The 17,978-nt window shown below is 52.0% G+C and carries 22 protein-coding genes and 1 tRNA gene; 17 read left to right on the top strand and 6 right to left on the bottom strand.

The window, feature by feature from the left end; all coding sequences use genetic code 11:
• Positions 1–11: 11 nt before the first annotated feature.
• From EV294_RS26750 to EV294_RS26710, 10 genes are all read left to right on the top strand, one after another.
• A complete protein-coding gene (locus EV294_RS26750) occupies positions 12–371 on the top strand; it encodes a hypothetical protein (RefSeq protein ID WP_132312527.1) in 360 nt (119 codons plus the stop codon).
• A 38-nt stretch (positions 372–409) separates the two neighbouring features.
• Positions 410–1,090 carry a hypothetical protein gene (locus EV294_RS26745; protein ID WP_132312525.1) on the top strand — a complete coding sequence of 227 codons (681 nt, stop codon included), beginning with the start codon at positions 410–412 and terminating at the stop codon, positions 1,088–1,090.
• 12 nt (positions 1,091–1,102) lie between these two features.
• Positions 1,103–1,453, top strand: coding sequence for a hypothetical protein (locus EV294_RS26740; protein WP_132312523.1), 351 nt, complete (start codon positions 1,103–1,105; stop codon positions 1,451–1,453).
• Positions 1,450–1,578 carry a CD1375 family protein gene (locus EV294_RS30955; protein WP_279513614.1) on the top strand — a complete coding sequence of 43 codons (129 nt, stop codon included), beginning with the start codon at positions 1,450–1,452 and terminating at the stop codon, positions 1,576–1,578. Before EV294_RS26740 ends, EV294_RS30955 begins: the two co-directional genes overlap by 4 nt.
• The gene (locus EV294_RS26735) at positions 1,575–2,000 is read left to right on the top strand and encodes a phage holin family protein (protein WP_243711812.1); all 426 of its coding nucleotides are present in this window, start codon (positions 1,575–1,577) and stop codon (positions 1,998–2,000) included. Before EV294_RS30955 ends, EV294_RS26735 begins: the two co-directional genes overlap by 4 nt.
• Entirely contained in the window at positions 1,978–2,763 is a 786-nt protein-coding gene (locus tag EV294_RS26730; protein WP_132312521.1) for a peptidoglycan recognition protein family protein, read from the top strand. The genes EV294_RS26735 and EV294_RS26730 overlap by 23 nt, the downstream gene beginning before the upstream one ends.
• Positions 2,764–3,278: 515 nt before the next feature.
• Positions 3,279–3,611 (top strand): hypothetical protein, encoded by a 333-nt coding sequence (locus EV294_RS26725; RefSeq protein WP_132312519.1) that lies wholly within the window; start codon positions 3,279–3,281, stop codon positions 3,609–3,611.
• Between the two features lie 190 nt (positions 3,612–3,801).
• On the top strand, positions 3,802–4,152 hold the full coding sequence (locus EV294_RS26720) for a TrbC/VirB2 family protein (protein WP_243711811.1): 351 nt from the start codon (positions 3,802–3,804) through the stop codon (positions 4,150–4,152).
• Positions 4,153–4,165: 13 nt separating this feature from the next.
• Positions 4,166–4,492: a hypothetical protein gene (locus EV294_RS26715; protein ID WP_132312517.1), complete on the top strand. Its 327-nt coding sequence runs from the start codon at positions 4,166–4,168 to the stop codon at positions 4,490–4,492.
• A gap of 15 nt (positions 4,493–4,507) precedes the next feature.
• Entirely contained in the window at positions 4,508–6,928 is a 2,421-nt protein-coding gene (locus EV294_RS26710; protein ID WP_132312515.1) for a hypothetical protein, read from the top strand.
• Here EV294_RS26710 and EV294_RS26705 read toward each other — a convergent pair.
• Together EV294_RS26705 and EV294_RS26700 are read right to left on the bottom strand one after the other, a co-directional pair.
• Entirely contained in the window at positions 6,925–7,962 is a 1,038-nt protein-coding gene (locus tag EV294_RS26705; protein WP_165930818.1) for a tyrosine-type recombinase/integrase, read from the bottom strand. The two genes, EV294_RS26710 and EV294_RS26705, sit on opposite strands and share 4 nt — an antisense overlap.
• Positions 7,963–8,083: 121 nt before the next feature.
• A tRNA-Arg gene (locus tag EV294_RS26700) sits at positions 8,084–8,161 on the bottom strand.
• Positions 8,162–8,442: 281 nt separating this feature from the next.
• Between EV294_RS26700 and EV294_RS26695 the strand changes: the two genes are divergently transcribed.
• Positions 8,443–8,634 carry an aspartyl-phosphate phosphatase Spo0E family protein gene (locus EV294_RS26695; RefSeq protein WP_091190862.1) on the top strand — a complete coding sequence of 64 codons (192 nt, stop codon included), beginning with the start codon at positions 8,443–8,445 and terminating at the stop codon, positions 8,632–8,634.
• Here the strand turns inward: EV294_RS26695 and tadA are convergent, their stop codons facing one another.
• Entirely contained in the window at positions 8,635–9,105 is a 471-nt protein-coding gene (tadA, locus tag EV294_RS26690) for a tRNA adenosine(34) deaminase TadA (protein ID WP_132312511.1), read from the bottom strand.
• Between the two features lie 214 nt (positions 9,106–9,319).
• Between tadA and EV294_RS26685 the strand changes: the two genes are divergently transcribed.
• Genes EV294_RS26685 through rluF form a run of 3 tightly spaced genes read left to right on the top strand, consistent with a single transcriptional unit; the run spans position 9,320 to position 12,666 of the window.
• Entirely contained in the window at positions 9,320–11,194 is a 1,875-nt protein-coding gene (locus EV294_RS26685) for a PAS domain S-box protein (protein WP_132312509.1), read from the top strand.
• A gap of 17 nt (positions 11,195–11,211) precedes the next feature.
• Positions 11,212–11,958: an NAD-dependent epimerase/dehydratase family protein gene (locus EV294_RS26680; RefSeq protein ID WP_132312507.1), complete on the top strand. Its 747-nt coding sequence runs from the start codon at positions 11,212–11,214 to the stop codon at positions 11,956–11,958.
• Between the two features lie 6 nt (positions 11,959–11,964).
• Positions 11,965–12,666: a 23S rRNA pseudouridine(2604) synthase RluF gene (rluF, locus tag EV294_RS26675; RefSeq protein WP_132312504.1), complete on the top strand. Its 702-nt coding sequence runs from the start codon at positions 11,965–11,967 to the stop codon at positions 12,664–12,666.
• Between the two features lie 111 nt (positions 12,667–12,777).
• Here the strand turns inward: rluF and motB are convergent, their stop codons facing one another.
• Both motB and motA read right to left on the bottom strand, forming a co-directional pair.
• Positions 12,778–13,596: a flagellar motor protein MotB gene (motB, locus tag EV294_RS26670; RefSeq protein WP_132312501.1), complete on the bottom strand. Its 819-nt coding sequence runs from the start codon at positions 13,594–13,596 to the stop codon at positions 12,778–12,780.
• On the bottom strand, positions 13,583–14,380 hold the full coding sequence (gene motA, locus EV294_RS26665) for a flagellar motor stator protein MotA (RefSeq protein WP_132312498.1): 798 nt from the start codon (positions 14,378–14,380) through the stop codon (positions 13,583–13,585). The genes motB and motA overlap by 14 nt, the downstream gene beginning before the upstream one ends.
• Positions 14,381–14,549: 169 nt before the next feature.
• Here motA and EV294_RS26660 point away from each other — a divergent pair, with 169 nt between their 5' ends.
• A complete protein-coding gene (locus tag EV294_RS26660; protein WP_132312495.1) occupies positions 14,550–14,843 on the top strand; it encodes a hypothetical protein in 294 nt (97 codons plus the stop codon).
• A 24-nt stretch (positions 14,844–14,867) separates the two neighbouring features.
• A complete protein-coding gene (locus EV294_RS26655) occupies positions 14,868–16,106 on the top strand; it encodes an EAL domain-containing protein (protein WP_132312492.1) in 1,239 nt (412 codons plus the stop codon).
• Between the two features lie 5 nt (positions 16,107–16,111).
• Here EV294_RS26655 and EV294_RS26650 read toward each other — a convergent pair whose 3' ends face one another.
• A complete protein-coding gene (locus tag EV294_RS26650) occupies positions 16,112–16,630 on the bottom strand; it encodes a GNAT family N-acetyltransferase (protein WP_132312490.1) in 519 nt (172 codons plus the stop codon).
• A gap of 107 nt (positions 16,631–16,737) precedes the next feature.
• On the opposite strand from EV294_RS26650, the gene EV294_RS26645 reads away from it, so the two are divergent.
• Complete coding sequence (locus EV294_RS26645; RefSeq protein WP_132312487.1) at positions 16,738–17,955, top strand: MFS transporter; 1,218 nt, start codon at positions 16,738–16,740, stop codon at positions 17,953–17,955.
• Positions 17,956–17,978: the final 23 nt, after the last annotated feature.

Here is a 17,978-nt window from a genome sequence, read left to right as displayed (position 1 = left end):
GTTGACTACGCATGGCGTTCGTACCAGACGCGGGCCTATTACGTATTCTCGCGCTAATTGACGCAGATTTAACGCACATCGCCGTAAGTACCGACGCGCCGACCGAAACGGATACGCAGCTCCCTACGGAGTTCGCCCGCAAAGAAGTCACGCTATCCTTCACGGACGGCTATACGGTCGTCAAGGAAACGTACTTTGACGAAACGGAGGCCAACGGACTTATCGGCGGCTGGGGCACGTTCGGCGTTAACGCGACCGACGACGCGGATACGGGCACGTTGATTATCGCGGGCCCTTCCGATTTTACGAAGACGAATATCGATAGCTTAACGTTATCGGCGGAAATAACCATACGTAGAGCCTCGACTTAATCGCGGGGCTCTTTTTTATTTACGGGAGGTGACGCAATTTGGCGTATACAAAAACGGATTGGAAAGATAACGAAACTCCGATATCGGCCGCGAATATGAACAAGATCGAGAACGGTATCGCCGGCGCGCACACAACGATCGACGAGGCAACTAGCGCAGCAACTCCGGATACAATTGCGCGGCGGGACGCTAACGGACGTATGAAGGCGGCGGCACCGGTTGAGAGCGATGACGTTGCGCTTAAGAGTACGGTCGATACGCACGCAGCGATTACAACCGCGCCGGTTCACGGATCCACTAGCGCAGCAACGCCTAATACACTCGCTCACCGTGACGCGAACGGACAGTTTAGCGTGGGAGCTCCGACGGCCGATACGCATGCGGCTACGAAAGCTTATGTTGATGCTCAAGACGCCTTAAAGGGGATTGTATCGGGAACGTATACAGGTAACGGAGCGGCGGGATTTCGAACGATCAGTACTGGAATTGATCCGAAGCTCATTTATGTAACGGGTCAGACTGACATTAATAATAGTATTGCTGTTCTCGGCATGGTAAACGCTGTTACCGTGCTCGGATTATCCAATAGCGGGGGCAGTGCGGGCATCGGACCGTTCCAAAGCTCGAGTAATGGTCCGAACCCTAGTACAGGCGGCTTCACTGTACAAGGTGGTTTAAACATAAGCGGGCGCGTTTACTACTATACCGTTATCTATTAGGAGGATATTCCCATGATCGTAAGACCTGACGGGACGTATGAATCAAACAGTTTGTTTCTTAATTCAAACTGGTATGAAAACGAAACGGAGAATTATGTTGTAGATGAAACAACGGAGGTGGGTCAGACACTTTCAGTCAAGATCGTCTCCTTGTATCCTTTCTATAACCTCATTATCGAGCAAGGCGTGCTTGTAGACGTAGAAACTCGTGATCCACTACCTGGTGAAATAGTTGACCCTTCTCCTCCCCCGAAGACACCGGAGGAACTCCGCATTGAACAGTTGGAGTCCGATAACCTCATGTTAATGGAAGCATTCGCGAATCTCTACGAAATGATCCTCGCGGGAGGCGATGCCGTATGAGTACGAATCCCATCGTTCAAATCTACGTTAAGCTAGTGCGCGCCGGCGTACGTGAGATTGATACGGTGCCGGCCACTATACGTGAAGAGGTCGCGGCAGAACTAAACGAGGAGGTTACGATTTGAACAGTCAAATATCGGTAAACACGGGCGTCGGCGTTGCTGGCGCTTTTATTACGTTCGCTTTCGGCCACTGGACCGAGGCGTTAACGTTTCTCTTATGCGCGTTTGTAGTCGATATTATTTCCGGTATCTCTGCGTCATTAAAAGAAGGACGCGGCATTAGCAGCGCGGTAGGTGCGGCCGGTCTCGCAAAGAAAGGACTTATGTTGCTCGTTATTATCCTCGCACACCGCGTAGACGTTTTGCTCGAATTAGACAACGTTACAATGGGCGCGGCAACGTACTTCTATATTGCGAACGAATTAATTTCCGTAACGGAGAATTATGGGCGCCACGGCCTCCCGTTACCGGACGCGATTAAACGTATTATCACCGTACTTAAGGATAAAGGTGGCGTAGATAATGGCGGTTCCAAAGACGTTTAGGCGCTACACGCTTGAAGAGTTTATCGCGTATCTCCGTACGTACATTGGCCGCGTTAAATTTCCGGAAGTACACGTGCATGGAACGTGGAAGCCGACGATCGCTATGTACCGGAGTAAGGCGGATCCATCGTTCTACATTCAGGCGATGTACCGTACGCACACGCAAGTTAACGGATGGTCCGACATCGCGCAGCACGCTACGATTGATCCGGATGGCTACATATGGGATGGGCGGCCTTTAACGGTGGCGCCGGCGTCGGCTACCGGATTTAACGATTCGGATAATGACGGAGTGCATCCGTTCATGTTCGAGATGATCGGTAACTTCGATAAGGGAGCGGAGAAGTTGGAAGGCGCGCAGCTACGTACAGCGGTCGGCTTAACGCGCGCATTAGCGGATTTGTTCGGAAGCCGCATCGTATTTCACCGCGAGATGACTTCGGCGAAAACGTGCCCGGGCAGCGGTATCGATAAAGCGGAGTTTGTTGCGGCGGTGGCTGCGTTTAAAACGGAAGATAGAACGGAGGTTGACGTACCAATGACAGCGGAAGAGAAGAAGGCGTTCAGCGCGTTACAGGCTACGGTCGAAGCGCAAGCTAAACGGATTGATACGTTAGAGTGTACGCGTAAAATGGCAGTACCATCGTGGGCGAAAGCGGCGATCGACGCGGCTGTCTGCGCGAAACTTATCGATACGCCGGACGGTCGGTCCGAGGACTTCTACAGTTTCGTAACGATCATGCACCGTAAAGGACTGTTCTAACGTTAAACGTACCACCCTGCTTAGTTTGCAGATTGGTATAAAGTACAACCCGTGCGGAATACGCTAGGGTAAAGCGGTCGCCTACGCGATCCGCGCTTGGGAGCGATGATGGGGATTAACGCCCTGTTGTCGCTCCCTTTTCGTCGTTTATACGTCCCAGAAGTCTGCCTCCTTAACGCGCTGATTCCCCGTTAACTCCCGTACCGCCTCTATCAACGCTTGTCTAGTAATAGCGCGTAGGCTCGCGTCATCTTCGTTACATATCCGCGAAAGTGTCTTCTTATTTAATCCGGTCGCGTCACACAAATCCTTCTGCGATATCCCGTTCATATCCACGAAAGTCCCGAATTTGCTGCGTTTCTTACCTAATCCAGACACGGTCGATCACCGTCCTTTATTACGCTTTCTAGTAAGTTTGGACGAGTCTACCAAAATAAATACGTAGAAGGCGTAATAATGGCCGAGCCTTATGCCGTATCCTCTAACATCAAACGTTTAAAGGAGGAACGGAGACGATGGATAAAGCGTTATTGAAGCGGATGGCCGGCGAAGTTTCCGTAAAAACACTCGGAGGAATGCTCGTTAATTACGCGCAATCAATCGCTACTCATAACACGATAACTAACGATCTATTAGACGATATAGCTGCGATCGAAACGTTAATTGCGGAGTTGAAATCTCGCGGTGGTGTAACGGAAAAGAAACGTGAAGGTAAACGCAGAAAACCAGCGGAAGGGGATAACGTGAATGGATCAGTACATCCGGAAAGCGGTGAGCTTCAACGCGAACAATCCGAACCAACGGGAACTATTCGATTGGGTAACGGAGCGGTGCGGGAACAACTTTAGCGGATATGTAAAGGCGGTCCTTAACGCACATATGCACGCCGAGAACCGCCGAGTTTTAGAACAGGTGCGTAAGAGCTCCGATAGCTCCGCCAACAATAAGACCGATAAGAAAATGCACGAGTCATCGCCTCCTTTGTCTACTATAGTTCCCGCTAGAAAGCGTAATTATACCGGGAAGGAATGATCGTTTATGGCACGTGTAGTTGCGTTAGAATGGGCGGATTTTATGCGCGGTGATATCGTCGAAAAGGAGCGTAAAAGTACGGCTAAACTCGTTGCGAAAACGGCCAGCGCCGTACACCTTGCGTTATTGCCGACGACCGTATTCGCCGCGGTACCTGGTCAGGATACGTGGACGGAAATATTTACGACGGTGCTGAATATCGCGGATTGGTTATGTGCGGGTGTCATCGTATACGCCGGCGTAACGTGGATGTTCAATAACCGTACGAAGGCGATCGAGTTCATTATGGGCGGCAGCATCGGATACATCATCGTCAGGCACGCGTTAGACATCCGTAACTGGCTGAAAACGTTATGAGGCGGTGGTCGCGATGATACTTCGAATAAATGGCGCAGTAGTACCGAGCGGTGACGGCGGTAATAGCGGCGGTATCATGGAACAGCTCAACAACTTCGCGGATTGGTTCATCGGTCAGGAAACGGAGTTACTCGTTAAGCCTGCGACCAATACGTTCTCCGCTTGGGCGCATCACATTGCGGATGTTCTTAACGCTAACTCGGCGGAAATTGCCACGCTCGCAATCGTTGTCTGCGCGGTCGGCATGATGATCGGTCCGTTAGTTGGCGCGGGTAGCAAATGGGTCGGCCGCCTATTCGTAACGTTTTGGTGCGGCGTAATATGGAGCGCGTTTACGTAAAGGAGGCGTTGACCGGTGCAGTACGTTACCTATCGAATAATTCCGCATCACACCGTGCTTAACTCGGCATCCCGTAACTTCCAACGCGCCATGTACGAATTGTTCAGCGTTAGGCACAAACCGCGGCGCGAAGGATTCCGTATTGTAACGCAGCCGGCGCCGGACTTCCATTGGATAACGCAGCTTACCGCGGAGTCGATCGCTTATTACGTTCGAGTGCCGGCCGACTTTGCGACATCCTTCCGTACGAAATTCCGCAACCACGAACAGTGGCGGAAATCTACGCTTGAGATCGCGGATGACTTCGAGTTATTTACGGAAGAGAATACGGATTTATACGCGCTAAAGTATAAGCGTCACGATATGTTCTCGCTCGACTTCCGCTATAACGAACAGAATACGCCGGTCCGCGATATCCTTAACGTGTCGAACGAACTGAGCGGTAACGAAGCAGTCACGATATTTATACGCCAGGAAACGGTCGATCGCGGCAAGTGGAAGCGCCTAGTTGATTACGCATGGGAAACGTGGGATAAGGGCGGCGTACCGCAGAAGGCCGGCATTGATCCGCTGCGTGTATTGCGCGGAGTAGCTAACGGAGTTGTATACGCGATGTACGAAGTTCATTCGCTCGTATCCGATGTGCTTACCGGCATTGAGCGTACGTTCTTCCACGGAGGCGGAACACGCGCGAAGACAGAGCGGCCAGTCTTCCGTAATCCCGAACGCGCGGAGTTATTAGTGAACGGTGATCTGTCCGCGATGACGAAGAATAAACGGAATCTGCCCGTATTCAAAACGTCAATACGATACGCGGTGACGGCAGAGGACGAGGTGAAACGCGGCATGTTGGCGCGATCGGTGGCCGGTGCTTACGCGTCACTTGCGGGCGATAACCGGTTAGAGTCCGTGAAGATTAATATACGTAGCCGCCGAGATTTCACACCAACGATTATGTCCGTAGATGAGATCGGCAAGTTAACGCAGCTACCTACCGCGGAATTACAGACGGAGTTCGCCGAAGTCATGACGTCGAACCGACGTGTTGAGATCGAGTTGCCGCGCGTGTTCCTGGACGATAGCGGCATCTTAGCGGGCACAGCGACGGACCGTGGCGTAACGCATAACATTCACGTACCGACGGAAAACGTTAACCTACTGTACACTTTCCGCGCGTTTACGGGCTCTCCACGTATGGGTAAGGACCAAGCGATGATCAACTTTATCGTCGAGTCCTTCCGTAAGCACAAGATAGGCGCGATCATACCGGACTTTATCGACGAGCGGAATAAGGATAGCGACGGTCATTGGAAGGGGATGTCGAACGCGGTACGTGACCATATCGAACCGGAGCACGTTATCGACCTCGACTTCTCCAATACGGCGTATTCGTTCTACCTCGGGCTTCAAACGATATTCCGTAACGTAGAGGATCCGCGTATAGCAGCGGACTTAGTGAGCGAGTACCTTTCGGATTTTCTATTATCGGACGGGGATGAAGATAAGTTTCAGACGCAGGAGTTTTGCCGCGAAGCCGCTAAAGCAACGGTGGGCGACCTGCAGGATATGAAGCGTATGTTTAAGGAGCAGAAGTTCCGTCGGCAGAAGATAGCGGACCTCGACGATATACTCGATATGGATTTATGGCGCGATTACGATTCGTTATCGGAAAAAAGCGGCATGATGTCCGGCCGCCAAGGGCAACTCGCAGCACCGGTTATTCGGCGTATAGATATGTTAGCTAACCGCGAGTATTCGAAGCCGATGTTCTGTCAGCCGAATCCGAACCCAGCCGCGGATTTATACAAATGGATTAGCGAAGGTAAAATCGTTATCCTCCGTATTAAGATGCCGCAAGGTGCCGCGATGCCCGAACCGGTTAAGAAGATATTCGGATACTGGATCGTGATGCTAACGTTTCTTATTAAACTGTCGCTAGACGGACGCGGAGCCGGTACGATACTCGCGCTTAATGAACCGCATCAATTCTTATCGTCCGGCCTTGTCCACTTTATCGAGCGCATATTTAGCGAGGCGCCAAAGTATAAACTCATGCTCGTCATGGCGTTCCACAATTTCGCGCAGTTTAAAAAGTATCCGGGCTTCGTCGATATCTTACTGTCGTCGTCCGTTAACTGGCATCTGTTCAAGAATACGAACCAGGACGCGTACAAACGGTTGATGCCGTATCTGTCCCAAACGTTCGCCGATCCGCAGCAAGCGTTCGAGGCTACGAAGGCGTTCCAGTATATCGGAGTGTGGCTCGATAGCACCGGTGACTATGCGCCGCCATTCGTAGCAGATGCGTTACCTCGCGTGGCCGATCGGTATAATACGTTGGATAACGCGTTCCTTACGGAGCGGCAGATAGCGGAATACGGACGGCCAACGAAGGAAGTGTTAGCGGACATCAAACGGAGGAGAACGGACGATTAGCGCCGCTTGTTCACACGCGATAAGCCGAGCCGCGTTAACGGTGAGAACTGCGAGTGCTGCTCGTGTGCGTGCGTATCGTTCATCTTAGCGTAACCGCGCGTGGTCTCGATGTTAGCGTGCGCGACAATCCGCTGGAGTACGAATAGCGATCCTCCGTTAAGCAAGAACGTTGTACAAAAGTAGCTGCGGAATTGATGCGGATGAGCCAACGCAGGATCGATGCCGGCTTTAACCGCGTGTTCCTTCAGACGCTTACGGAAGTGGTCCGCTTTTAACGGATCTCCGTAGTTAGCGAGGAAGATGAAGTCCGTATCGAAATAGCGTTGGTTCTCGTTGATAAGCGTCATTAATTCGCGTGAAGCTTCAGCAGACATTGGTACAACGCGCGGCTTCCGGTTCTTATTCATCGACGCCGGCAACTCGATACAGCGGCCTTTAAAGTTAACGTGTTCTTTGCTGAGGCCGAGCGCTTCATTAATACGTAGGCCAGTATCCGCGAGTAATAGCATAAGCGTACGATCGCGTAGGCCAGCGTAAGTCGAAACGTCCGGAGCGGATAGTAGCCGGCGCAACTCATCGTCAGTGAACGTTTCCTTATCCTCCTTATCGAATCGCGGGTTCTTTATATTACGGATCGGATTCGCGTTCACTAAACCTTCTGCGGACAAAAAGTTAAAAAACGTACGTATGGTACGCAGCCGGAACGTAACTGTGTACGGTGATAGTGTCGCGCCAGTCTCGCGGTTTTCAATACCGCTATACTTCGGCTTCGTGCTCATGTAATTGACGTACTCGCGGATGTGTTCGGATGTTACCTCATCTACGTTATTAACATGTGGATAAGTCGCGTCCAGCCATTCGCGGAAATAACGCCAGTTATCGGTATAATCGTTCGTTAACGTATTGCCGCGCATGCCGGCCGCTTTCTTAGCGTTATAGAACAAATCGAACGCGTCACCGAGGCTGAGCGCCAGGCTAGTACGTGCGGTACTGCGGTTACCTTTAACGACGGAACGTCCTTTTCTCGGGTCCAAAACGAAAAACCTCCCACGCATAGTTATCGTAGGAGGACGTATGTAGACTGTGTACCTTGCGGTGCCTGACCGTACCATTCAACGTAGGTTAAAACGTTGATATAGCGCGGGTTTTAAGGTATGGCGCGCCACGGCGGGATTCGAACCCGCGACGCACAGTTTAGGAAACTGTCGCTCTATCCTGCTGAGCTACGGGCGCGCAGTAAGGTTTATTTTAGCATGGGTGGCTTGGAACTTGCAACGCCCCCGTCTCGTCTTTATTGAAGAATTTCCTATCAACAAATATATGAACGAGTATGAAACATCTAGACGACTCCCACAAAAGATGGTAATTTAGTACTGTTGGTCCAATTCGTGTCGAATCGTGCCTGAAAATTGTGTTTTCTTGTCGACAGGTTTTTACAAACAGTAAAATGAAGAAAGCGTATAATAATTTTATACTTACATCAATGAATCTAAGGAGCGTGCCCCAAAGCGATTATGGACAAAACAGATCTGCTTATACAATTGCAATCGCTGCGGCTGAAGCTTCATGAAGTAGCGGAGGCACGCGGTAGCTTGACCGACCCCGATGTCCTTGCGATCAGCGAAGAAGCTGATCAATTGATTGTTGCTTTGCAATATATTCAGCGTAACGAAGTTGCTTGTTCTTCCGCGCGCAGAAGCGAGTAGCTATTTCCGCCTGCTTCTTAGGTTTCTGAAGAAATTCGTCAACAGTTCGGCGCATTCCGCTTGAAGAATGCCGCTTGTTAATTCTGTTTCATGATTGAAGCGGGGTTCCTGGAGCAGGTTCATTAACGTGCCCGCACAGCCTGCTTTAGGATCGCCCGTTCCGTATACGACCCGTTTCACCCTGGATTGGACTATGGCGCCTGCGCACATCGGACAAGGCTCAAGTGTGACGTACAGCGTACAGTCCAAGAGCCGCCAAGCACCTAGCCGCTCACAAGCTTCTCGAATAGCGACCATTTCGGCATGCGCAGTCGGATCATGGTTAGTCTCCCGCAAGTTATAACCCCTTCCGACAACTTCCCCATTTTTCACAAGGATGGCACCGATCGGTACCTCGCCTATTTGTTCGGCTTTTTTGGCTTCCTCTATGGCGAGCTGCATCCAGGCCTGATCTTCTTGTTCTCGAATCATATTACCCTCCAACTTACGATAAAATCGAATAAATTCGCATTTATTCATCGAACAGATATTCCGTTGTTAACATGTAGTGGATAAAATTGTGGATAACTATACGAATGTCCACAAAACTACACACAAACTATTCTATGGGCATGTGGATTAGTTGTTGATAATGTCAATAACTTGTGGATAACTAAGATGCCCGATTAAAGGATGTGCATAGCCAGTGTCTTTTAAAGCCAAGTTCTCCATCTACATATTTATGATCGTTCTGGCGATGTTTATCCTTATCGTTATTTTGGACCAATATGCCTCGCTTCGCAATATGAATCAGGATATGGAGGAAGTGATGGAGCAGGCTTCCGCCAAGCTCTCGGAGTCTTTTGGCCAGCATCCGGGCTGGATCTCCAAGACAGCCGCTCTAAGAGACGATCCGGAGTTTGAACCCAATGAGATGCAGTCGCTATTAAAGAAGCTTTACCCGGAGCTGGAGGAAGTAACCGTATTCCGTCCTGATGCTGGCGGAAGCATGTCCGACGATAAGGTATTGTTTGGCACGTATGCCTTCCGGGACGAGGCAAAGGACATGGTTTATGCCGTGGAGGCAGCCGAGAAGGGCTTCCAGGTGCGCGAAGTGAATTTAAACGGCAAAGAGTATATCAAGAGCTATTACAGCGACGCCACCCTTGCGCCCTACGTGATAGGCATGGTGTACGACTGCGAGGAATATAACCAGATTATGAGAATGAAGCGGATGGATGCCATTATGTATGCCGGCATTATCCTGCTGTTCGTGCTTATTAGCAGTTATCTGCTTGCCGGGTTTATGCTGAGGCCGCTAAACGCGATATTGTGGAAGGTGAACGAAGTATCGTTGGGGCGCTTCCAGACGGCTATTAAAGTTAGAGGCAAAGACGAGTTCGGTCTGCTGGCGCTGAAGATTAACGCCATGTCCCAGAACCTGAGCATTTATATGGAGAAGCTCCGCCAGGCGTTTGAGGATAACAGGCAGATGAAGGAATATTTGCAGTCCTTTATCGACCATACAAGCGATGCGATTCACGTGGTGGATTTGCAGGGGAAGTTCATTCAGGTGAACAAAGCCTTTGAGCAGCTGTTCGGGTATACCTCGGAGGAGGTCTTTGGCGCGGAAATCGAGCTGGTACCCGACACGCATAGGGGAGAAATGCGCCTGATTATCAATTCCTTGCAGGAGGGAAAGGTGCTGCCTGCCCAGGAGACGATCCGGGTGACCAAAAACGGCGAGATTATTCCCGTCAGCGTAACCATATCCCCTATACGGGACACGGAGGGGGTCATTCAGGCTTACGCGAGCATTACCCGCGATATGAGGAGCCGCAACCGGATGGAAGAGCTGCTGCGCCGTTCTGAGAAGCTTACGACGGTCGGGCAGCTCGCGGCGGGGGTTGCGCATGAGATCCGCAATCCGCTAACTACGCTGCGTGGTTTCCTGCAGCTTCAACAGCATACGGGCAAGATGAACCTGGAGCATACCGGACTGATGCTCTCGGAGCTGGACCGGATCAATCTAATCGTCGGAGAATTTCTGATTTTGGCAAAGCCGCAGGCGACTAGATTCGCGACAAAGGACGTCCGGGACGTCTTCCGCAGCGTGTTGTCGCTGATCGATAGCGAGGGGCATTTGCATAACGTGACCTTTACGACCTCTTTTACCGAAGCGCCATGCCTTGTATCCTGTGAAGAGAATCAGCTGAAGCAGGTTTTCATCAATCTGCTCAAGAACGGGATCGAAGCGATGCCGTCCGGAGGAAGAATACATACCCATATCGCTTCGAAGAACGGCCAGATTACGATCTCCATTACGGATGAAGGAATCGGAATACCGGAGGATATGATTCCGAAGATCGGCAACCCGTTTTTCACTGGCAAGGAAAGCGGCACGGGGCTCGGCATGATGATCAGCCAGCGGATTATCCACAGCCATCAGGGGCTGATGGAAATCAAGAGCCAGGTGAATGTCGGAACAACGATTATCATCACGCTGCCTGCTTTGAAAGAAGGGAGCACGAACGGTATACTAGGAGAAGGTTTGGATAAACAAAGATCAAATGTCGGCTGAGGAGGAGTAATCCGTCAATGGATAACATTGCAGGTACCAGTACTTACAGCTGCTTGATTGCGGGAGCTACGGGACTTGTCGGATCGGCTCTGCTGGAGCAGCTGCTGAACGATCCGGCCTGTCATTCCATTACGGTATTAGCCAGGCGGCCGATCGGCCATATAGAGATGGAGCAGGAAGCGAGGTCCAAGCTGCACGTCATTATCGCGGATTTCGACCGGATGTGGGAAGCGCTTGACGATGTGACGGTGGATCTCGTGTACTGCACGCTGGGGACTACGATAAAGACGGCGGGATCCCAGGAAGCGTTCCGCAGGGTGGATTACGACTATCCGCTTGCCTTGGCGGAGTGGGGACAGCATACGGGTGCGCGTCATTTTCTGGTCATTACGGCGATGGGGGCCTCATCCTCCTCTGCTTTTTTCTATAACCGGGTAAAAGGCGAGCTGGAGGAGCAGCTGGCGTTGATTCCGCTGGAATCGGTCCGGATCTTCAGGCCGTCCCTGCTGCTTGGTCCGCGTCAGTCGTTCCGTCTTGGAGAAACGATTGGCGCGGCCGTGTCGAAGGCAGTACAATGGGGAATGGTAGGCTCGCTTCGGCCATACCGTCCGATCGCGGGCGAAGCTGTCGCCAAAGCGATGCGGATAGCAGCGAAGCAAGCCATGACGGAGCAAGCCATGGAGAAGCGGGCGGAAGGACAGCCTGCCGTCCATACGTATTCCTCCGATCGCATAGCGGAAATGGCAGCACAGACTACGGGGTGAACTTTTGTGCGTATTAATAAGTTTATAAGCGAGACCGGATATTGCTCGCGGCGTGAGGCGGATAAGCTGGTCGACAGCGGACGCGTCACGATTAACGGAGCGAAGGCTGAGCTCGGCAGCCAAGCGGAGCTTGGCGATGATGTACGAATAGACGGAAAACGGATCGGCGAGCAGAAGCATCATGTTTATATCGCGCTGAACAAGCCGGTGGGCATAACGAGCACGACCGAGCTGCATATCCGCGGCAATATTGTCGATTTTGTCGGCCATAAAGAGCGGATCTTTCCGATCGGCCGGTTGGACAAGGATTCCGAAGGACTGATTCTGCTTACCAATGACGGCGACGTGGTTAATCCGATTCTCCGCTCGGAAGGCAAGCATGAGAAGGAGTATATCGTAACGGTTGACCGTCCGGTTACGGCAGAGTTTGTCAAAGGAATGTCGAGCGGGGTTCGGATCCTGGGCAGCATGACGCTGCCATGCCAGGTAACCCGGGTGGGGGACCGGGTCTTCCGGATTGTTCTGACCGAAGGGAAGAACCGGCAGATCCGCCGGATGTGCGAGGCATTTGGTTACCATGTTCGGAAGCTTCAGCGCATCCGCATTATGAATATTCATCTCGGGCAATTGCCAACGGGCAAATGGCGGGATTTGACGGAAGCGGAAAAAACGGAGCTGTTCGGTTCCCTGAATTATCGCCCGTCGTAAGGCAGGCCTTTAAAGAAAACTCCCCTGATTCCTATATCAGGGGAGTTTTCTTTAAAGGCCTGCAATAGAAACGCGGTCGTCTATCAGCGAATGGCTTCGATCGACGTATTCTTACTGCTTCGGCGTTGCGGGAATTTGCCCGGTATTGCTCGAATCGACATATTTGCGAATGATCGATACTTCAACCCGGCGGTTCTTCGCGCGTCCGGCCGTCGTATCGTTGGAGGCTACCGGACGATACTCGCCGTAGCCGATGGCGCTGAACCGTTCAGGCTTCAGCTTGGCATTCTCCAGAAGCACGTCCATAAACCGGATCGCCCTTGAGGAGCTCAGATCCCAGTTGGACTTGAAGTTCTGCGTCCGGATCGGCTGGTTATCCGTATGGCCGGATACGACAATCTCATAGCCGGTATAAGGCTCCAGCATCTTGGAGATATTGGCTGCCAGCTCCTTCGATTCCGTCTTGAGAGCATCACTGCCGGATGCAAACAAGGCATTGTCGCTGATCGTAATCATCAGCTGCGATTGATTCAGCTTTGTCTCAAGTTCCGAGGACAAGCCATTTTTCTTGATATATTGGTCCAGCTGCTTCTTCAGCTTCTCCAAGTCTTCCTGTTCCTTTTTGATCAATTCTTGAAGATTGGATTCCGGATCCTCGCGCTGGTCCTTGCTGGTCTTCTTCTCGTCCTCGATTTGCTGCTGTGGCTGCTCGCCCGACTTGATAACCGAAGGATTGTCCAGAATACCGGCTCCCGAATTAAAGGCAGCGCTGAAAGCCTCGCTCATCCGTTCGAACTTTCTGGCATCCGTGGAGCTTGCCGCATACAATACGATAAACAACGCGAGAAGCAGGGTCAGCAGATCGGCATAGGGAATAAGCCATGATTCGTCAATATGATCATCGTGATCGTCATGCTTACGCTTTTTCACCGGCGCCAGCCTCCTTCTCCCTCATAGCCGCCCGTTCCGTCGGGGTGAGGAATACAGACAGCTTCTGGTTAATCGCGATCGTGGATACACCGGATTGAATCGATAGCAGGCCTTCTACCATCATCAGGCGAAGCTGTACTTCCTTCTTGGACAATCGCTTCAGCTTATTCGCAAGCGGATGCCACAGCACGTAACCGGTAAAGATACCGAGCAGCGTTGCGATAAAGGCGCCCGCAATGGAATGGGCAAGGGTCTCCATATCGTCCATGTGGCCAAGCGCGCCGATCAGACCCACTACGGCACCAAGCACGCCCAGCGTTGGAGCGTAGGTACCGGCCTGCGTGAAGATCAGGGCACCTGCTTTATGGCGGTCCTCCGTTGCGGAAATATCTTCGAGCAGGACGTCACGGACGAAATCCTGGTCATTTCCGTCGATAATCATGCGCATGCCGTTGCGGAGGAAGGTATCTTCAATGTCCTCGACCTTGGCTTCCAGGGCAAGAAGACCTTCGCGGCGGGTAATCGAAGCCCATTCCATAAAGCTCTCGATCAGCTGCTCGCGGGGCATCAGCGGCTGCTCCTTGAAGGCGATCTTGAACAGCTTGCCGACCTTGGAAAGCTCCGACATCGGGAAGGCGATCATAACCGAAGCAATGGTCCCGAGGACGATAATCATATAAGCGGCGGGATTTAACAGATTGCTAAGAGCGGCACCCTTCAGCGTCATGCCAACCAGTACCGCTACGAGTCCTAATATAATACCGATAATTGTAGAATTTTTCATCATGCACCCCGTCCAGTACGTTTTCGACAAATCTCTAGTTCTTATATCGACAAGTTATCGTACGGAAATTAGACTTTCGGAAATGATTTAAGAGAGAGGGCGTTAATTTTCGTGAAAATGCGGTAAAATGAGTATAGAAGATAATTATGGTAAAGGTGGTTGACCTATAATGGGAGTTAGACATGCAAGAGAGTATGCAGATATATTGAAGGAACTGACGGAAGCGGTAAGCGAGGTAGAAGGCAGCTACGCGTTCTTCGAGATGGAAGAGGAAGAATGGGCGGCGCTTGGGGCGGACGACCGGCATGAAGTCATGGAGGCGCTTGCCGACGATGTGTTCTTCGGGCTTGGCGAGCAGCCGGTAATCGAGGTTGGCAGAGGGGCGATTACGTATCATCCGAAGCATCATGTCATCGAAGTGTCGCAGGGAGACAACGTGACCCGCATGATTCGGTTGACATAAAGGCAGCAAAGGGAGAGCGTGAGCGTGACGAACGATTGCTTATCGAATACGACGTTACCGCAGACGCTGCAGCTGGATGGCGAGCAGCTGTCTGCCTTTTATCAGCCGATCATCGCGCTTGATACAAGAAAAATAGTGGGCTACGAGGTGCTGGGGAGAGCCTGCAAGGACGATGCGGTCCGCAGTCTGGGACCGTTCTTCTGCGATGCCGCCGTACCGACCCAGGATCATATCGCGGTTGACCGGATTTTGCGTGAACAGGCTTTTCGGAAAATAGGCGCAACCCCGCAGCCTCCGATGCTGTTTATTAATTTGAAGCCGAACTGGATGCACCGCGGCGTGCAATCGGGGGAGCTGTATACCTTGTCTCTGCTGGATAAATACAAGGTTGATCCCCGCAGAGTAGTCATAGAGATAACGGAAGAAAGCTTTAATGGCGAGATCGAGGAGCTGCGCGAAATTATCGATTTGTACCGCTCCAAGGGCTGCCTGATTGCCATTGACGATGTTGGCAGCGGCTTTAGCGGCATGGACCGGATTGCGCTGATTCAGCCGAACATTCTGAAAATCGACATTCATATGCTGAAGCGGAGCGCGAGCCATGACGGCTATCTGGGTACGCTCCGTTCCCTCTCCGCGCTGGCCGATCAGCTTGGGGCTTCGCTGTTGGCCGAAGGCGTGGAGACCAAACAGGATTTGGCGAGAGCGATCCAGGCCGGCGCCCGGTACGTACAGGGCTTTCTGCTTGCAAAGGCCGAGCCGGATTTCGACGAGCCGTCCCGTTTTTCGGCCCTTTTGGAGGAAGAACTGGAAGCGCACCGGCAGCTGCAGCTCTATTCGGAGAGCTACTGGCGTTATTTGTCGGACAGGCTGTCCGGCAAGATCGACCGGATTGGTCATCTCGAGGAGCTGGAGGAAGAGGATAACGAGTGGGCTGTCCGTCTGCTGCAGGAGTTGGAGAACAACAGCATCCGCGTCTACCTTTGCCGGGAAGACGGCATTCAGATTTCCTCCAACTATTCCAGGCGCGAAGACGGAAGCTGGCAGCGGGAGGACGAATACTGCGGGGCCAACTGGAGCTGGCGTCCGTATTTCGTTCCGAATGTCGTTCAATTAAGCGAGAATCGCCGCACCATGGTTTCCCGCGCCTATACCGACCTGGATTCAAGGGCTTGGATCCGGACGGTATCGGTACTGGTGAAGCCCGGCATTATTTTGTTCGTTGATATGAAGGATCCCGAGCCTGATTATTACCGGTTATAGGGATATTAAAGAGTAGACTGGTACACCATACAATGGAACTCGGCTGGCCCTTGCGGCGTTGGACGTACATAGGTATCCTCTATGGCAAAGCCGGCCCTTTCGTAGGCGCGAATAGCCCGCGCGTTCCAGGTCAGCACCTCGAGGTCAATGCTGTTCCGAGGTGCCCGTCGCTGGGCTTCACGGACCAGCAGCCGCATAAAGCCGGGGCCGATGCCTCTGCCGCATAAAGCGGGATGAAGGCCGAGGCCGAGGCGGGTAACGCCAACAATGGGGAAGAATTGGGCAAAGCCGATCAGTTCCTGATCGCGATTCACGACAGCCGCATATTGCATGCGCCGCAGGACGGGGTCGCCAAATTCGATCTCGTCTTTTTGCATGGTATCCCAAGAAGGCCAGCGGTAAAGATCGTAGGGCGGTTCGTATTGCCATCCGCAGATCTCCCGGGCATGTTCAATTTCCAGCGGCTGGATAGTCATGTCCTCGAGAGATGGTTTATAATGTACTTCATCGGTAAAATTAGTCATGGATGTACCCTCATTAATTAAGAATCTATAGGTTTCTTTCCATTATAACATTTCGGTAATCGACTTCATGAGGATTTGGCGAAGGACAACGAAGGAGAACTTTTACGATGCGGAAATTAATAGCGCTTGGCTGTTTGTCTTATCTCGTAATTGGATTAGCTCATGTTGTGGGCGGATCGGTAATGGAGCAGATGCTCGATAAATACGGTTTGTCTTATGACGACGGCGGGCAATGGATGATGAATCAGTTCTTTGGTTTTCTGGTGGGCGTATTGCTATCCCCGTTTATTACGTCCAAGCTGGGCAAAAGAGGGGGAGTTCTTCTCTCGCTTGGTCTCCTGACGCTTGGGGAAGCGGCTTACAGCCTCACTCCCCAATCCTGGGGGCTGATGCTGTTTATCGCCTTGTTTGCCGGCTTTGGCTTCGGGATGACGGAATCCGTTATCGGAGCCATGGTGATTGATCTGGCGGAAGAGAATGGCAAGGCCAATGCGATGACCAAGCTGGAAACCTTCTTTGGAATCGGGGCCTTCCTGATGCCAACGATGGCGAGCATATTGATCAGGTATGAGGTGTGGCAATTATCCTTCCCGATCCTATCGGCGCTGGCCGGCATTACCTTTATCTTATGGATGACGTTATCGTTTGGGCCAATCGATGACAAAATCGGTTTTCATGCCAGAGGGAAGAAAGCCGCGGCGGAGCGGGAAGCTGGCGAACCGCGTCCGAAGGGATGGTTCGGCTATAAGAGAGCTTCGATTCCGTTTTTGCTGCTGTCGGCGTTATTTTTCGTCATTTATGTCGGCGTGGAAATGAGCTTCTCCAATTATCTGCCTTCCATTATGATCGAACGCTCCGGTATGACGGAGGCGAATGCCCCTTCCGCTCTTAGCCTGTTCTGGGGCACGATGATCCTTGGTCGTCTGTTCGCCGGCCGGCTGGCCGATCGCGTCGGATACATCCGCTATCTGTTTGTTGCGATTGCCGGAGCCTGCGTTGTTATTCTTGCGATGGGGGCCGTTGGCCAGTTAAGCGGAATGATGGTACTCATTGGCCTAAGCGGATTGTTCTTCTCCGGCGTATTCGGGATTGCGCTTGTGTTCGCGAATGGGCTTATTCCGGGCATGACGGAGCGGACAACCAGTCTGCTTGTCGCTTGCGGAGGAGTAGGCGGAGCGATCTTCCCGAAATTAACGGGGTGGATGATGGACAATTATGGTGCGGACCGCACGGTCTGGATTCTTGGAGCCTTTCTCATCGCGATGTTTTTCGTATTGCTTGCGATGCTGGCATTCGGTCGGAAGCAGCAGACGGCAGCTGCCTGAATAGAATAGCGGGAAACAATAAA

It is taken from the genome of Paenibacillus sp. BK033 (assembly GCF_004345425.1).
In the GTDB taxonomy this organism is placed as follows: domain Bacteria; phylum Bacillota; class Bacilli; order Paenibacillales; family Paenibacillaceae; genus Pristimantibacillus.
Note: the sequence above shows the minus strand (reverse complement) of the source record. Positions and strands in the feature narration are given on the sequence as shown.

Coding starts and splice junctions, on each gene's coding strand:
- EV294_RS26695 (WP_091190862.1), top strand. CDS start 8,443: ATGGACAAAACAGATCTGCTTATACAATTGCAATCGCTGCGGCTGAAG.
- tadA (WP_132312511.1), bottom strand. CDS start 9,105: ATGATTCGAGAACAAGAAGATCAGGCCTGGATGCAGCTCGCCATAGAG.
- EV294_RS26660 (WP_132312495.1), top strand. CDS start 14,550: ATGGGAGTTAGACATGCAAGAGAGTATGCAGATATATTGAAGGAACTG.
- EV294_RS26730 (WP_132312521.1), top strand. CDS start 1,978: ATGGCGGTTCCAAAGACGTTTAGGCGCTACACGCTTGAAGAGTTTATC.
- EV294_RS26680 (WP_132312507.1), top strand. CDS start 11,212: ATGGATAACATTGCAGGTACCAGTACTTACAGCTGCTTGATTGCGGGA.
- EV294_RS26650 (WP_132312490.1), bottom strand. CDS start 16,630: ATGACTAATTTTACCGATGAAGTACATTATAAACCATCTCTCGAGGAC.
- EV294_RS30955 (WP_279513614.1), top strand. CDS start 1,450: ATGAGTACGAATCCCATCGTTCAAATCTACGTTAAGCTAGTGCGCGCC.
- EV294_RS26715 (WP_132312517.1), top strand. CDS start 4,166: ATGATACTTCGAATAAATGGCGCAGTAGTACCGAGCGGTGACGGCGGT.
- EV294_RS26720 (WP_243711811.1), top strand. CDS start 3,802: ATGGCACGTGTAGTTGCGTTAGAATGGGCGGATTTTATGCGCGGTGAT.
- EV294_RS26645 (WP_132312487.1), top strand. CDS start 16,738: ATGCGGAAATTAATAGCGCTTGGCTGTTTGTCTTATCTCGTAATTGGA.
- EV294_RS26740 (WP_132312523.1), top strand. CDS start 1,103: ATGATCGTAAGACCTGACGGGACGTATGAATCAAACAGTTTGTTTCTT.
- EV294_RS26750 (WP_132312527.1), top strand. CDS start 12: ATGGCGTTCGTACCAGACGCGGGCCTATTACGTATTCTCGCGCTAATT.
- EV294_RS26725 (WP_132312519.1), top strand. CDS start 3,279: ATGGATAAAGCGTTATTGAAGCGGATGGCCGGCGAAGTTTCCGTAAAA.
- motA (WP_132312498.1), bottom strand. CDS start 14,380: ATGAAAAATTCTACAATTATCGGTATTATATTAGGACTCGTAGCGGTA.